At 57.6% G+C, this 13,654-nt stretch carries 15 protein-coding genes; 10 read left to right on the top strand and 5 right to left on the bottom strand.

Annotated elements, in window-relative coordinates; genetic code table 11:
- Window positions 1–11 precede the first annotated feature (11 nt).
- From rpmJ to bfr, 8 genes are all read left to right on the top strand, one after another.
- Window positions 12–128: a 50S ribosomal protein L36 gene (gene rpmJ, locus J0G10_RS27605; RefSeq protein WP_002555468.1), complete on the top strand. Its 117-nt coding sequence runs from the start codon at window positions 12–14 to the stop codon at window positions 126–128.
- A 130-nt stretch (window positions 129–258) separates the two neighbouring features.
- Window positions 259–615, top strand: a complete 357-nt coding sequence (rpsM, locus tag J0G10_RS27600) for a 30S ribosomal protein S13 (RefSeq protein WP_003186020.1) — start codon at window positions 259–261, stop codon at window positions 613–615.
- A 30-nt stretch (window positions 616–645) separates the two neighbouring features.
- Window positions 646–1,035: a 30S ribosomal protein S11 gene (gene rpsK, locus J0G10_RS27595; RefSeq protein ID WP_002555466.1), complete on the top strand. Its 390-nt coding sequence runs from the start codon at window positions 646–648 to the stop codon at window positions 1,033–1,035.
- A gap of 18 nt (window positions 1,036–1,053) precedes the next feature.
- Window positions 1,054–1,674 (top strand): 30S ribosomal protein S4, encoded by a 621-nt coding sequence (gene rpsD / locus J0G10_RS27590; protein ID WP_003176404.1) that lies wholly within the window; start codon window positions 1,054–1,056, stop codon window positions 1,672–1,674.
- 22 nt (window positions 1,675–1,696) lie between these two features.
- On the top strand, window positions 1,697–2,698 hold the full coding sequence (locus J0G10_RS27585) for a DNA-directed RNA polymerase subunit alpha (RefSeq protein WP_003186012.1): 1,002 nt from the start codon (window positions 1,697–1,699) through the stop codon (window positions 2,696–2,698).
- Between the two features lie 42 nt (window positions 2,699–2,740).
- Complete coding sequence (rplQ, locus tag J0G10_RS27580) at window positions 2,741–3,127, top strand: 50S ribosomal protein L17 (RefSeq protein WP_003176402.1); 387 nt, start codon at window positions 2,741–2,743, stop codon at window positions 3,125–3,127.
- A gap of 240 nt (window positions 3,128–3,367) precedes the next feature.
- Window positions 3,368–4,822, top strand: coding sequence for a catalase (locus tag J0G10_RS27575; protein ID WP_095048837.1), 1,455 nt, complete (start codon window positions 3,368–3,370; stop codon window positions 4,820–4,822).
- Between the two features lie 149 nt (window positions 4,823–4,971).
- Window positions 4,972–5,439, top strand: a complete 468-nt coding sequence (bfr, locus tag J0G10_RS27570) for a bacterioferritin (protein WP_007918444.1) — start codon at window positions 4,972–4,974, stop codon at window positions 5,437–5,439.
- A gap of 66 nt (window positions 5,440–5,505) precedes the next feature.
- On the opposite strand, the gene uvrA is transcribed toward bfr, so the two are convergent.
- Window positions 5,506–8,340, bottom strand: a complete 2,835-nt coding sequence (uvrA, locus tag J0G10_RS27565; RefSeq protein WP_095048836.1) for an excinuclease ABC subunit UvrA — start codon at window positions 8,338–8,340, stop codon at window positions 5,506–5,508.
- 190 nt (window positions 8,341–8,530) lie between these two features.
- Here uvrA and J0G10_RS27560 point away from each other — a divergent pair, with 190 nt between their 5' ends.
- Window positions 8,531–9,928 carry an MFS transporter gene (locus J0G10_RS27560; protein ID WP_007950096.1) on the top strand — a complete coding sequence of 466 codons (1,398 nt, stop codon included), beginning with the start codon at window positions 8,531–8,533 and terminating at the stop codon, window positions 9,926–9,928.
- Window positions 9,929–9,937: 9 nt separating this feature from the next.
- Entirely contained in the window at window positions 9,938–10,462 is a 525-nt protein-coding gene (locus J0G10_RS27555) for a single-stranded DNA-binding protein (RefSeq protein ID WP_008081898.1), read from the top strand.
- Window positions 10,463–10,661: 199 nt separating this feature from the next.
- On the opposite strand, the gene J0G10_RS27550 is transcribed toward J0G10_RS27555, so the two are convergent.
- The 4 genes from J0G10_RS27550 to J0G10_RS27535 are packed head-to-tail and all read right to left on the bottom strand — an operon-like array spanning window position 10,662 to window position 13,629.
- Window positions 10,662–11,819, bottom strand: coding sequence for a glutathionylspermidine synthase family protein (locus J0G10_RS27550; RefSeq protein WP_095048835.1), 1,158 nt, complete (start codon window positions 11,817–11,819; stop codon window positions 10,662–10,664).
- Between the two features lie 2 nt (window positions 11,820–11,821).
- Entirely contained in the window at window positions 11,822–12,520 is a 699-nt protein-coding gene (locus J0G10_RS27545) for a DUF1190 domain-containing protein (protein ID WP_220557069.1), read from the bottom strand.
- A gap of 17 nt (window positions 12,521–12,537) precedes the next feature.
- On the bottom strand, window positions 12,538–12,963 hold the full coding sequence (locus J0G10_RS27540) for a DUF350 domain-containing protein (RefSeq protein ID WP_007917221.1): 426 nt from the start codon (window positions 12,961–12,963) through the stop codon (window positions 12,538–12,540).
- 15 nt (window positions 12,964–12,978) lie between these two features.
- On the bottom strand, window positions 12,979–13,629 hold the full coding sequence (locus tag J0G10_RS27535; protein WP_095048833.1) for a DUF2491 family protein: 651 nt from the start codon (window positions 13,627–13,629) through the stop codon (window positions 12,979–12,981).
- Window positions 13,630–13,654: the final 25 nt, after the last annotated feature.

The following is a 13,654-nucleotide window of genomic DNA, read 5'->3' as shown; positions in this document are numbered from 1 at the left end:
AGGAGTTGGTGATGAAAGTTCGTGCATCGGTGAAAAAGCTGTGCCGTAACTGCAAGATTATTCGCCGCGAAGGTGTTGTTCGAGTAATTTGCAGCGCGGAACCGCGTCACAAACAGCGCCAAGGCTGAGTGTGATTGTGCTTCAAGCCCGGTAGCTAGTGCGCTACCGGGTTGATTATTTGTTATTACAGCGATATTATCTCGCGCCCTATTTCTTGGCTTCCGGGGCGTAGGTAGCTGTCAATTGGAGTCCCACTGAATGGCCCGTATTGCAGGCGTTAACATTCCAGATAACAAGCATACTGTTATCTCGCTGACCTACATCTATGGTGTTGGTCGCACTACTGCGCAGAAGATCTGTGCAGTGACTGGGGTAAACCCAGCAGCAAAGATCAAAGATCTGAGCGACGAGCAAATTGAACAGCTGCGTGGCGAAGTGGCGAAGTTCACCACTGAAGGTGACCTGCGTCGCGAAATCAACATGAAAATCAAGCGCTTGATGGACCTCGGTTGCTATCGCGGTCTGCGTCATCGTCGTGGTCTGCCAGTACGCGGTCAGCGTACCAAGACCAACGCGCGTACCCGTAAAGGTCCGCGTAAGCCGATCCGCAAGTAATCGCCCCAGCGAATCGACAGGAATTTAATCATGGCAAAACCTGCTGCTCGTCCTCGTAAAAAAGTTAAAAAGACAGTGGTTGATGGCATCGCCCACATCCATGCATCTTTTAACAACACCATCGTGACCATTACCGACCGTCAAGGTAACGCTCTTTCCTGGGCTACCTCCGGTGGTTCGGGTTTCCGCGGTTCCCGCAAGTCCACCCCGTTTGCTGCTCAAGTAGCTGCTGAACGTGCTGGTCAAGCTGCGCTGGAATACGGCCTGAAAAACCTCGACGTTAACGTCAAGGGCCCAGGTCCAGGTCGTGAATCCGCAGTCCGCGCTTTGAACGGCTGTGGCTACAAGATCGCCAGCATCACCGACGTGACGCCAATCCCGCACAACGGGTGCCGTCCGCCGAAGAAGCGCCGCGTGTAATCCAGGAGATTGTAAAGAATGGCTCGTTACATTGGTCCAAAATGCAAACTCGCTCGTCGCGAAGGCACCGATCTCTTCCTGAAGAGCGGCGTGCGCGCGATCGAATCGAAGTGCAACATTGAAGCAGCACCTGGTATCCACGGCCAACGCCGCGGTCGCCAGTCCGATTACGGCACCCAACTGCGTGAAAAGCAGAAGGTCCGTCGTATCTACGGCGTTCTCGAGCGTCAGTTCAGCGGCTACTACAAAGAAGCTGCTGGCAAGAAAGGTGCAACCGGTGAAAACCTGCTGCAACTGCTCGAATGCCGTCTGGACAACGTTGTATACCGTATGGGCTTTGGTTCGACTCGTGCCGAATCCCGTCAGCTGGTATCGCACAAGTCGATCAGCGTTAACGGTCAGACCGTAAACGTTCCGTCGTATCAGGTTCGTGCTGGTGACGTTGTTGCAGTTCGCGAGAAAGCAAAAAACCAACTTCGCATTGTCCAAGCTCTCGATCTGTGTGCCCAACGTGGCCGCGTAGAATGGGTAGAAGTAGACACTGAGAAGAAGTCGGGCGTTTTCAAGAACGTTCCTGCTCGCAGTGATCTGTCCGCCGACATCAACGAAAGCCTGATTGTCGAGCTCTACTCCAAGTAAGGGCTAGAAAATAGGTGCATCCATGCAGATTTCGGTAAATGAGTTCCTGACACCCCGCCACATTGATGTGCAGGTTGTCAGTCCAACCCGCGCCAAGATCACTCTCGAGCCTCTCGAGCGTGGTTTTGGCCACACCCTGGGCAACGCGCTGCGACGCATCCTGTTGTCCTCAATGCCCGGCTGCGCAGTAGTCGAGGCCGAGATTGACGGTGTGCTCCACGAGTACAGCGCCATCGAAGGTGTACAGGAAGACGTAATTGAAATCCTGTTGAACCTTAAAGGTCTGGCCATCAAGCTGCACGGTCGTGACGAAGTTACGCTGACCTTGTCGAAGAAGGGTTCGGGGGTGGTTACCGCTGCCGATATTCAGCTGGATCATGATGTCGAGATCGTTAATCCCGATCACGTAATCGCTAACCTGGCGTCTAACGGCGCCCTGAACATGAAGCTCACCGTAGCTCGTGGTCGTGGTTATGAACCAGCCGACTCGCGTCAGAGCGATGAAGATGAAAGCCGCAGCATCGGTCGCTTGCAGCTTGACTCTTCGTTCAGCCCGGTTCGCCGTATCGCATACGTGGTGGAAAACGCCCGTGTCGAGCAGCGTACCAACCTGGACAAGCTGGTTATTGATCTGGAAACCAACGGTACTCTGGATCCTGAAGAGGCTATTCGCCGCGCTGCAACCATCCTGCAACAGCAGTTGGCTGCGTTCGTCGACCTCAAAGGTGACAGTGAGCCAGTGGTTGTCGAGCAGGAAGACGAGATCGATCCGATCCTGCTTCGCCCGGTTGACGATCTGGAACTGACTGTACGTTCGGCTAACTGCCTTAAGGCGGAAAACATCTACTACATCGGTGACCTGATTCAGCGTACCGAAGTAGAGCTGTTGAAGACTCCGAACCTGGGCAAGAAATCCTTGACTGAAATCAAGGACGTTCTGGCCTCCCGCGGTCTGTCCCTCGGCATGCGCCTCGACAACTGGCCGCCTGCAAGTCTTAAGAAGGACGACAAGGCGACTGCCTGATCGTCGTAATCACCGAACGTAGTGTTTGGTAAGGAATGAACCATGCGTCATCGTAAAAGTGGTCGTCACCTGAGCCGCACCAGCTCGCACCGCAAGGCCATGTTCCAAAACATGGCGGTGTCGCTGTTCGAGCACGAGCTGATCAAAACTACTCTGCCAAAAGCCAAAGAACTGCGTCGCGTTGCTGAGCCGCTGATCACTCTGGCTAAGACAGACAGCCTGGCTAACCGTCGTCTGGCTTTCGACCGTACTCGTTCGAAAGCTATCGTTGGTAAGCTCTTCAACGACCTGGGCAAGCGTTACGCTACCCGTGAGGGTGGCTACCTGCGCATCCTCAAGTGCGGTTTCCGCGCTGGCGACAACGCGCCTATGGCGTACGTCGAGTTGGTTGATCGTGCTACTGCTGGCGAAGCTGTATCCGCCGAGTAAGACGTCAGTCTGAAACAAAGAACCGGGCCTAGTGCCCGGTTTTTTGTGTCCGCAAGAAAATGCGCTGTTCATACAAGCTTCTGACATGTCTCTGTTGTCACTATGTGCCGGGAAACATAATTAGTAATTATCTATCGATGCTTGCAAGTTAATGAATTTGTAGGTGTCACATGGATAATCGATACTTCCCAGCAAGCCGATTAGCCGGCAGTTTGAAGACTGACAGAGGAAGAAGACCGTATGAGCCAGATCAAAACGCTTACGACCGCCAGTGGCGCACCTGTCGCTGACAACCAGAATTCTCGCTCCGCCGGCCCACGTGGCCCGTTGCTGCTCGACGACTTTCACCTGATCGAGAAGCTCGCCCACTTCAACCGTGAAAACATTCCTGAGCGTCGCGTTCATGCCAAAGGCTCGGGAGCTTACGGCACATTCACCGTTACCCGCGATATCACGGAATACACCAGCGCCAAGCTGTTTGAATCTGTTGGCAAGCAAACCCCGACGTTCCTGCGTTTCTCGACTGTAGGCGGTGAGCGCGGTTCTGCCGACACCGAGCGCGATCCACGGGGTTTCGCGTTGAAGTTCTACACCGAAGAAGGTAACTGGGACATCGTGGGTAACAACACGCCGGTGTTCTTCATTCGTGATCCGCTGAAATTTCCAGACTTTATCCACACCCAGAAACGCCTGCCGCAAAGCAACCTGAAAAGCGCGCAGATGATGTGGGACTTCTGGTCGCATTCGCCTGAAGCGCTGCACCAGGTCACCATTCTGTTCTCTGATCGCGGTATTCCTGACGGCTACCGTCACATGCACGGCTTCGGCAGCCACACTTACAGTCTGATTAGCGCCCAAGGCGAGCGTCACTGGGTGAAATGGCACTACAAAACCAAACAGGGCATCAAGAATCTCGCCCCCGCAGATGCAGCACGTCTGGCCGGAACTGATCCGGATTACGCCCAGCGCGACCTGTTCGAAGCCATTGAGCGCGGCGACTTCCCAAAATGGCGCGTATGCATCCAGATCATGACTGAGGCCCAGGCCGCAGCGCATTACGAAAACCCGTTCGACGTCACCAAGACCTGGTCGCAAAAAGAATTCCCGCTGATCGAAGTCGGTGAACTGGAACTGAACCGCAACCCGCTGAACTACTTCGCTGAAGTCGAGCAAGCTGCTTTCGGCCCAAGCAACATGGTGCCGGGAGTTGGTCTGTCGCCAGATCGGATGCTGCAGGGGCGCGTATTTGCGTACGCTGATGCTCACCGCTACCGCGTGGGTACCAATCACCAGCAACTGCCGGTAAACGCGCCACGCGGCCCGGTGAACACTTACCAGCGCGATGGCTCGATGGCGTTCGGCAGCAACGGTGGTGCAGCACCTAACTACGAACCGAACAGCTACACCGAAGCGCCGAAACAAGCTCCGCATTACGCTGAACCAGCGCTGGCCTTGAGTGGTTCTGCCGATCGCTACGATCACCGCGAAGATACCGATTACTACAGCCACGCAGGTGCGCTGTTCCGCCTGATGAGCGACGATCAGAGAGCATTGCTGGTCAGCAATATCGCCGGTGCCATGGCGGGCGTTTCCACTGATATCGTCGACCGCCAGTTGCAGCACTTCTACAAGGCCGATCCGGCGTATGGAGAAGCAATCGCAAAGCTGCTCAACGTACAGCTTAACGAAGTCTAAACGAGAAGCAGAACCGCCCTCATTCGGGCGGTTTTTGCGTTATTTAGGCTGCTTTTCTAAGAATATCTTCGCTTTTATTGCGCGAATCGGGTGACCTTCCGGTCAGCTTGGTTCAAACTACAGACTTTCAAGTAGGGAGATGTAGGGCGATGCAAGGCCACCCAGACGTAATCGATTACCTCAACACGTTGCTGACCGGCGAACTGGCCGCGCGTGATCAATATTTCGTTCATTCGCGGATGTATGAGGACTGGGGGTTCACCAAGCTCTACGAGCGAATCAACCATGAGATGGAAGAAGAAGCCGGTCACGCTGATGCGTTGATGCGCCGGATTCTGATGCTCGAAGGCACGCCGCGTATGCGTCCGGATGATCTGGATGTCGGCACCACTGTGCCGGAGATGCTCGAAGCCGATCTGCGTCTTGAGTACAAAGTCCGCGCTGCGCTGTGCAAAGGCATTGAGCTGTGCGAGCAGCACAAAGACTATGTCAGCCGCGAGATCCTGCGCGTGCAGTTGAACGACACCGAAGAAGATCACACCTACTGGCTGGAAAAGCAGTTGGGCCTGATCAAGCTGATCGGTCTCGAGAATTACCTGCAATCTCACACTTCCTGATTGCAAAACGATACAAAAAAGCCCCTGTCACTGATGAAGTGACAGGGGCTTTTTCATGCCCTGCGTTTAAGCCCGATCACGGATCAGCAATGGCTTGAGGTAATGGCCGGTGTGAGATTGCTTCATTTCGGCCACATCCTCAGGCGTGCCGGTGGCAATGATCTGCCCACCTTTGGAGCCGCCCTCCGGCCCGAGATCGACCAGCCAGTCGGCCGTCTTGATCACGTCGAGGTTGTGTTCGATTACTACCACCGTGTTGCCGTGGTCGCGCAGGCGATGCAGCACGTCGAGCAATTGCTGGATATCCGCGAAGTGCAAACCGGTGGTCGGCTCATCGAGGATGTACAGTGTTTTGCCGGTGTCACGCTTGGACAGCTCGCGAGACAGTTTCACTCGCTGCGCCTCACCACCCGACAACGTGGTCGCCGACTGCCCGAGCTTGATGTACGACAGGCCGACATCCATCAATGTCTGTAGCTTGCGCGCCAGTGCCGGCACCGCGTCAAAGAACTCCCGGGCCTCTTCGATGGTCATCTCGAGGGTTTCGTGGATGCTCTTGCCCTTGTATTTGATCTCAAGGGTTTCGCGGTTGTAGCGCTTGCTCTTGCACACATCGCATGGCACGTAGATGTCTGGCAGGAAGTGCATTTCCACTTTGATCAGGCCGTCGCCCTGGCACGCTTCGCAGCGGCCACCTTTGACGTTGAACGAGAAACGCCCCGGGCCGTAACCACGGGAGCGTGACTCGGGTACCCCGGCGAACAGCTCGCGGATCGGAGTGAACAGGCCGGTATACGTCGCCGGGTTGGAGCGCGGAGTACGGCCAATCGGGCTCTGGTCGATATCGACGACTTTGTCGAGATGCTCCAGGCCTTTGATACTGTCGTGCGCTGCCGCTTCCAGGGTGGTTGCACCGTTGAGGGCCGTGGCGCTCAGCGGGAACAGCGTATTGTTGATCAGCGTCGATTTGCCCGAGCCGGACACGCCGGTCACGCACGTCAGCAGACCAATCGGGATGTCCAGATCGACATTGCGCAGGTTGTTGCCGCGCGCCCCTTTGAGAGACAGATTGAGCTTTTTATTGCGTGGCGTGCGTTTGGCCGGCACTTCAATCTTCACTCGGCCCGAGAGGTATTTACCGGTCAGGGAATCCGGGTGCGCCATGACTTCCGCCGGCGTGCCCTCAGCCACGATCTGCCCACCATGCACACCAGCCCCCGGGCCGATATCCACAACGTAATCGGCCAGACGAATCGCGTCTTCGTCGTGTTCGACCACGATCACAGTGTTGCCAATATCACGCAGGTGCTTGAGCGTGCCGAGCAAGCGGTCGTTATCACGCTGGTGCAAACCAATGGACGGTTCGTCAAGGATGTACAGAACACCGACGAGACCGGCGCCGATCTGGCTGGCCAGACGAATACGTTGTGCTTCGCCACCGGACAGCGTGTCGGCACTGCGGTCCAGCGACAGGTAGTCGAGACCGACGTTGACGAGGAACTGCAGACGCTCGCGAATCTCCTTGAGGATCTTGTCGGCGATTTCGCCGCGACGGCCAGTCATCTTCAGCTCGCCGAAGTACTCGCAAGCTTCGCCGATCGGCAGGTTGGTCACCGCTGGCAGCGTTTTCTCGCCAACCCACACATGCCGCGCTTCGCGACGCAGACGGGTACCACGGCAATCCGGGCACGATTGGGTGCTGAGAAACTTGGCCAGCTCTTCGCGCACGCTTGCCGACTCGGTCTCGCGGTAGCGACGCTCCAGGTTCGGCACGATGCCTTCGAACGGGTGCGAACGTTTGACGATATCGCCACGGTCGTTCAGGTATTTGAAGTCGACGTTCTGCGAGCCGCTGCCATGCAGGATGAATTTCTGCTGATCGGCCGGCAGTTCGTTGAACGGTACTTCGAGGCTGAAACCATAGTGTGAAGCGAGTGAGCCGAGCATCTGGAAGTAATAGACGTTACGCCGGTCCCAGCCGCGAATCGCACCTTCGGCCAAGGTCAGATCGCCATTGACCAGCCGCTTGATATCGAAGAACTGCTTCACCCCCAGGCCATCACAGGTCGGGCAAGCGCCGGCCGGGTTGTTGAAGGAGAACAGCTTCGGTTCCAGTTCGCTGATCGCGTGGCCGCAGATCGGGCAGGCGAAGCGCGCGGAGAAAATCATCTCTTCGCCCGGCTCGTCGTCCATCGGTGCGACCAGGGCAATGCCATCCGCCAGTTTCAACGCGGTCTCGAAAGATTCGGCCAGACGTTGCTGCAGATCGGCGCGAACCTTGAAGCGGTCGACGATCACATCGATCGAGTGCTTTTTCTGTTTATCCAGTTTTGGCAGTTCATCGAGTTCGCAGATGCGGCCGTTGACCCGGGCGCGAACAAAACCTTGGGCGCGCAGCTCTTCGAAGACCGAAAGGTGTTCACCTTTGCGTTCGCGGATCACCGGCGCCAGCAGCATGAGTTTGCTGCCTTCCGGCTGCGCCAACACCAGATCGACCATCTGGCTGACGGTCTGCGCCTCCAGTGGAATATCGTGATCCGGGCAGCGTGGTGTACCGACGCGTGCATAAAGCAGACGCAGGTAGTCGTAGATTTCGGTGATGGTGCCGACCGTAGAGCGCGGGTTGTGCGAGGTCGACTTCTGTTCGATGGAGATCGCCGGCGACAGGCCTTCGATGGTGTCGACGTCGGGTTTTTCCATCATCGATAGAAACTGTCGGGCGTAGGCCGACAGCGATTCGACATAGCGGCGCTGGCCTTCGGCGTAAAGCGTATCGAAGGCCAGGGACGACTTGCCGGATCCGGACAGGCCGGTGATGACGATCAGCTTGTCCCGTGGCAGGGTCAGGTCGATGTTCTTCAGGTTGTGGGTACGGGCCCCACGTATCAGGATCTTGTCCAAAGTGGCCTCGCTCGGCGGGCGTCGAAAACGTAGGAGTATACGGGCAAATACTGGATGGATGCACACTATCAAGCGAAGGGTTTTTACCTTACATGAAGAGAGTTTCATCTATACGCGTCATAGCGTCGCGATATACCCCGTCTTTCGATGGGACTGGTAGAATCGCCGCCGGTTCACACGAGGTTTTTCCATGCACGATCCCCACAGCGAACGCATGAGTGGCAGCGAGACTCGCGCAGCGAGCGGTCTGGCCCTGGTGTTCGCCTTCCGTATGCTTGGCATGTTCATGGTGTTGCCGGTACTGGCGACCTACGGCATGGACCTGGCAGGCGCGACCCCGGCCCTGATCGGGCTGGCTATTGGCGCTTACGGTCTGACCCAGGCGATTTTCCAGATTCCGTTCGGGATCATTTCCGACCGCATTGGCCGCCGTCCGGTGATTTACCTCGGGCTGATCGTTTTTGCCCTCGGCAGCGTGCTGGCGTCTCAGGCCGACTCCATCTGGGGCGTGATAGCCGGGCGGATCCTGCAGGGCGCCGGGGCGATTTCAGCGGCAGTGATGGCGCTACTCTCCGACCTGACCCGCGAACAGCACCGCACCAAGGCAATGGCGATGATCGGCATGACCATCGGTTTGTCATTTGCCGTGGCCATGGTCGTCGGGCCTTTGCTGACCCGCGCTTTCGGTCTGTCCGGACTGTTCCTCGCCACCGGTGCCATGGCACTGGTCGGTATCGCCATCATCATGTTCATGGTGCCGCGCTCCACCGGGCCATTGCAGCATCGGGAGTCCGGGGTGGCGCGTCAGGCCTTGATGCCGACGCTCAAGCATCCGGATCTGCTGCGCCTTGATCTGGGCATCTTTGTGTTACATGCCATGTTGATGTCGAGCTTCGTTGCGTTGCCGTTGGCGCTGGTGGAAAAAGCCGGTTTGCCCAAGGAGCAGCACTGGTGGGTCTACCTCACCGCGCTGCTGATTTCGTTCTTCGCCATGATCCCGTTCATCATCTACGGCGAGAAGAAACGCAAAATGAAACGAGTTTTGCTCGGCGCCGTCCTGACGCTGATGCTGACTGAGCTATTCTTCTGGCAGTTCGGCGATAGCCTGCGGGCTCTGGTGATAGGTACGGTGGTGTTCTTCACCGCGTTCAATCTGCTGGAGGCTTCATTGCCGTCGCTGATCAGCAAGGTTTCACCGGCGGGCGGGAAGGGCACGGCCATGGGCGTGTATTCCACCAGCCAGTTCCTCGGTTCAGCACTCGGCGGGATACTCGGCGGCTGGCTGTTTCAGCATGGCGGTCTGTCGGTTGTGTTCCTTGGATGCGCGGGGCTGGCTGCACTTTGGTTGGCCTTTGCTGTTACCATGCGTGAACCTCCCTACGTGACGAGCCTGCGCTTGCCGTTGTCGCCCGAGGCGATCCGCGAAGCGGGTCTGGTCGAGCGCCTCAAGGCCCTCGTAGGGGTAACCGATGCAGTGATAGTTGCTGATGAAGCGGCTGTTTACATCAAACTGGACAAAGAATTAGTGGATCGCGACACCCTCGAACGCCTGGTGAACAACCCGGCCGGGGCTGCTTGCGAAGCCTAGGAGAACGTTATGGCCCGTGGGGTTAACAAAGTCATATTGGTCGGCACTTGCGGCCAGGATCCCGAAGTTCGCTACCTGCCTAACGGTAACGCCGTGACCAACCTGAGTCTGGCCACCAGCGAACAATGGACCGACAAGCAAACCGGTCAGAAGGTCGAGAAGACCGAGTGGCACCGTGTTTCGATGTTCGGCAAGGTTGCGGAAATCGCCGGCGAATACCTGCGCAAGGGTTCGCAGGTTTACATCGAAGGCAAGCTGCAGACCCGTGAGTGGGAAAAAGACGGTATCAAGCGTTACACCACTGAAATCGTGGTCGACATGCAAGGCACCATGCAACTGCTCGGCGGCCGTCCACAACAGGGCGACCAACAAGGCGGTGGCAACAACTACCAGCAGTCGGCTCCGGCTCCTCGCCAGCAGGCTCCGCGCCCGCAGCAGTCGGCTCCACAGCAGCGTTCGGCCCCGGCTCCACAGCAGGCCGCACCGCAACCGGCTCCGGATTTCGACAGCTTTGATGACGATATTCCGTTCTGATTCGCTGCTGTAACCGCTGCAAATAAAAAGGCCCGTCGCTTAAACGACGGGCCTTTTTTGTGGGATTTGTTTCGTCTGCGGTTACCCCAAATCCCTGTGGGAGCTGGCTTGCCAGCGATCGCGGTGGATCAGTCAACAAATGAGTCGACTCACAATCCGTCATCGCTGGCAGGCCAGCTCCCACATGGGGATTTGTGGTTTAGTCGAGAATCAGATGCGGCAAGAACCGGCTCGAATCCTTGGTGATCAAACTGTTGTCTTCCCGCACACCAATCCCCGCAGCCTGATCGCCAATCACCCAGGAACCGATCAGCGTGTAGCTGTCGCCAAACTTCGGCAGCGGCGCAAACTCCTGCAGGATAAATGGCGCATCGGTGTAGGGCCCGTCCTCTTTGACGATCAGACCGTCAGCCGTTTGCAACTCAATGTTCGCGCCTTCGCGGGAAAAGTACGGCTTGCGTACCCAGCCCTTGGGCACGGTGCTGGCCGGATTCGGGTCGAGATGCGCCGCCAGCAGATTTGGATGACCCTTGTGCATCTCCCACAGCAACGGCAATGCACCCTTGTTCGACAGGATCGCCTTCCACGCCGGTTCGAAAAACTGCGTATCGCTCGCGGCAATCGCCGCACCGAACGGCTCATGGAAGATGAACTCCCAGGCATGCAGTTTGAACAGGTGCGGGATCCAGCGATCTTCCAGGTCGACGAAGCGCCCTTCAGCCGTCAAACCGATGTCTTCGATATCGATGTGCCGCGACTCGATGCCGACTTTCTCGGCGATCAGCCGCAGATAATCCGTTGTGCCCTTGTCCTCGACCGAGTCTTTCATCGAGGCAAAGTAGAACGGCCGCTTCAGTTGTAATTCGGCGAAGGCCTGATGCAGATGGGTGTCGATGCTGTTGAACTGGTCGGCATGACGCGGCAGCGTGCCGCGCTCGATGCATTGTTCCAGCCAGCCCCACTGGAACGCCGCCGCTTCATAAAGACTGGTCGGCGTGTCGTAGTTGAGCTCCAGCAGTTTCGCCGGGCCGTTGCCGCTGTAGGAAAAGTCCATGCGTCCGTACAGATGCGGATGACCTTCCAGCCAGGAAGTGCGGATCATGTCGTAGTACGGCGCCGGGATGCTCAGGCGATCCAGCAATTCTTCGCTGTGTACCACGCGATCGACCAGGTCCATGCACATCTCATGCAGTTCGGTGGTCGGGTCCTCAAGATCGTTTTCGATTTGCGCGAGTGTGAACTGGTAGTACGCGCTTTCGTCCCAGTACGGCTCGTCATCGATGGTGTGGAACATGAAGCCGAGGCTTTCGGCTGTCTGCTTCCAGTCGGGGCGCTCGGCGCAGAGGATCTTCTTCATCGTCAGCTGCTCGAACGACCAGAACCAGAACTGCTGCCCCAACCACCCCAGCCGCTACGGGCACTGGACTGGCTGCCGAAGCCGCCGCGTGAGGTCGAAGAAGCCACGTTGACCGGTTTGCTTTTGCTGCTTTCGTAATCCGTTTGGCTGCGCGTCGTGGTTTCGGCTCTGCGGTACTGCGTCGAGGTGTTGTACGGCTGGCGCGTTTCGCGATCGCGGTAAACCGTGCGCTCGGCGTTGTTGCTCATCGCGTTGCCGATCAGCCAACCGGTCAGCCAGCCGTTGCCGCCACCGCCACCGCTGGAGACGTGCGAAGTGCTTTGCACATTCTGCGCCGTTGCATTACCGGCGGGCATTTGGGCATTGGCGATGGCGTCGAGGTTCTGCGCCGGCTCGCCTTCCTGCGGCACTTTGAAGCCGCCGAGTCTCGGCACGAAGCGGCCGTCAGAATTCTTCTGGCACCAGTCAGCGGCAAAGTCCGCGTCGCACTTGGCCTTGTTGTCGTACGCCGGTGCAATGCGCCGGTGTTCGGTCAGGGCGGCGACGTAAGCGTTGGAGCAGACATCGGCGGCCACTTCGGCGTCGACACACTGTTCCACATTCTGGAAATTGCGTGGTTGATCTGCGGCTGTCGCCTGGCCGGAAATGGCCATGGCCACCGAAGCGGCGAGGGACAACTGAACGTATTTGCTGCGTTTCATCTAAGGCTTCCTGCCGATCAGTTGGACGGTGTCATGCACGCGGCGTTGAGCATGCCGACGCTGATCGCGACCGCAGCGACATAGATACCGGAAGCCACTTCGCCGTTGGCGATGCGCTGGGATGTGCCTTTGAGCACCAGGCCCGTGGCGAGGAATGCCAGCAGTTGCACCACTGCGGCAATCACTGCCCAGAGCACGAAGTCGAGGACGTTGACCGAAAACGCAATCACGTTACTGGCTGGAATCGCGAAACCGATGATCGCGCCGGACAGGGCGATCGCGGCGGCAACGTTGCCGGAGCGGATCAGCTCGAACTCCTTGTGCGGCGTGATGCGCGTGTAGACAAATTGAAACAGCATGAACAGCAGCACGGCGCCGATGAGGTAGACGACGAAACCGACCAGTGCGGTTTTGTTCAGGGAAACGGCCAGCACTTCCAGCATGAAAAACTTCCTTTTTTAAATGGTGCTCAGATCTGTCGTATACAGCGAGATGCCGAGCGAGGTGCTCAGGCTGACGGTGCCTTCTTCGTCCTGTTCGACGGAGAACAGCAGCAATTCGCGGCGATCGGTCAGGCCGGTCTCGCGCGCATAAAGCATGGAGTGGTGTTCGATGGTGTAGCTCTCATCCGGATTGACCACTTGTTCGGTCATCGGTACGAGTTCGGTCTGGCCTTGTTCGGTGCCCCACTCGCGGGTGTATTCGACGCCGTCGTGGCTGTAGGCGGGCAGGCCGATCTGGCTGTTGGGGCCGGCCAGACGCTGCAGTTCGGCGTCACTGTTGACCGTCACGTAACTGAGGTAATTGAACAGGGTGACCGATTCGATCTGATCGTCACCGGTGACGTGGATCTGTAGCCAGAAATCCTCGTCGTTCATGTAATAGCGGTGCAGTTTGTTGGACTGGCCGAGGTCGACCCAGCCATGGCTCCAGATCGCCTGATCGAAGGGCACGCGCACCGTGGTCGAGCCATCGAGCAACAGCGCCAGGGTTGTATCGAACCTGACGGCCTTGCCTTGCGCCATGCCGAGTGGGCCACTGGCAACGGTCGGTGTTGGCGCAGCGGTCTGCCAGTTGCTGGTGCCCAGCAAGTCTTTAAACCATCCCATGGGTACGTTCCTTGAAGCGGGTGGA

This window comes from Pseudomonas germanica (assembly GCF_019614655.1).
GTDB classification, from domain to species: domain Bacteria; phylum Pseudomonadota; class Gammaproteobacteria; order Pseudomonadales; family Pseudomonadaceae; genus Aquipseudomonas; species Aquipseudomonas neuropathica.
The sequence above is the reverse complement of the archived record's forward strand: the minus strand, read 5'-3'. Positions and strand labels throughout refer to the sequence as shown.

What these genes read in the sequence shown, in the direction of transcription:
- J0G10_RS27535 (WP_095048833.1), bottom strand. Translation starts at nt 13,629, where the DNA reads ATGGGATGGTTTAAAGACTTGCTGGGCACCAGCAACTGGCAGACCGCT.
- rpsD (WP_003176404.1), top strand. Translation starts at nt 1,054, where the DNA reads ATGGCTCGTTACATTGGTCCAAAATGCAAACTCGCTCGTCGCGAAGGC.
- J0G10_RS27585 (WP_003186012.1), top strand. Translation starts at nt 1,697, where the DNA reads ATGCAGATTTCGGTAAATGAGTTCCTGACACCCCGCCACATTGATGTG.
- rpmJ (WP_002555468.1), top strand. Translation starts at nt 12, where the DNA reads ATGAAAGTTCGTGCATCGGTGAAAAAGCTGTGCCGTAACTGCAAGATT.
- J0G10_RS27575 (WP_095048837.1), top strand. Translation starts at nt 3,368, where the DNA reads ATGAGCCAGATCAAAACGCTTACGACCGCCAGTGGCGCACCTGTCGCT.
- rpsK (WP_002555466.1), top strand. Translation starts at nt 646, where the DNA reads ATGGCAAAACCTGCTGCTCGTCCTCGTAAAAAAGTTAAAAAGACAGTG.
- rplQ (WP_003176402.1), top strand. Translation starts at nt 2,741, where the DNA reads ATGCGTCATCGTAAAAGTGGTCGTCACCTGAGCCGCACCAGCTCGCAC.
- J0G10_RS27540 (WP_007917221.1), bottom strand. Translation starts at nt 12,963, where the DNA reads ATGCTGGAAGTGCTGGCCGTTTCCCTGAACAAAACCGCACTGGTCGGT.
- J0G10_RS27560 (WP_007950096.1), top strand. Translation starts at nt 8,531, where the DNA reads ATGCACGATCCCCACAGCGAACGCATGAGTGGCAGCGAGACTCGCGCA.
- J0G10_RS27545 (WP_220557069.1), bottom strand. Translation starts at nt 12,520, where the DNA reads ATGAAACGCAGCAAATACGTTCAGTTGTCCCTCGCCGCTTCGGTGGCC.
- bfr (WP_007918444.1), top strand. Translation starts at nt 4,972, where the DNA reads ATGCAAGGCCACCCAGACGTAATCGATTACCTCAACACGTTGCTGACC.
- J0G10_RS27550 (WP_095048835.1), bottom strand. Translation starts at nt 11,819, where the DNA reads ATGAAGAAGATCCTCTGCGCCGAGCGCCCCGACTGGAAGCAGACAGCC.
- rpsM (WP_003186020.1), top strand. Translation starts at nt 259, where the DNA reads ATGGCCCGTATTGCAGGCGTTAACATTCCAGATAACAAGCATACTGTT.
- J0G10_RS27555 (WP_008081898.1), top strand. Translation starts at nt 9,938, where the DNA reads ATGGCCCGTGGGGTTAACAAAGTCATATTGGTCGGCACTTGCGGCCAG.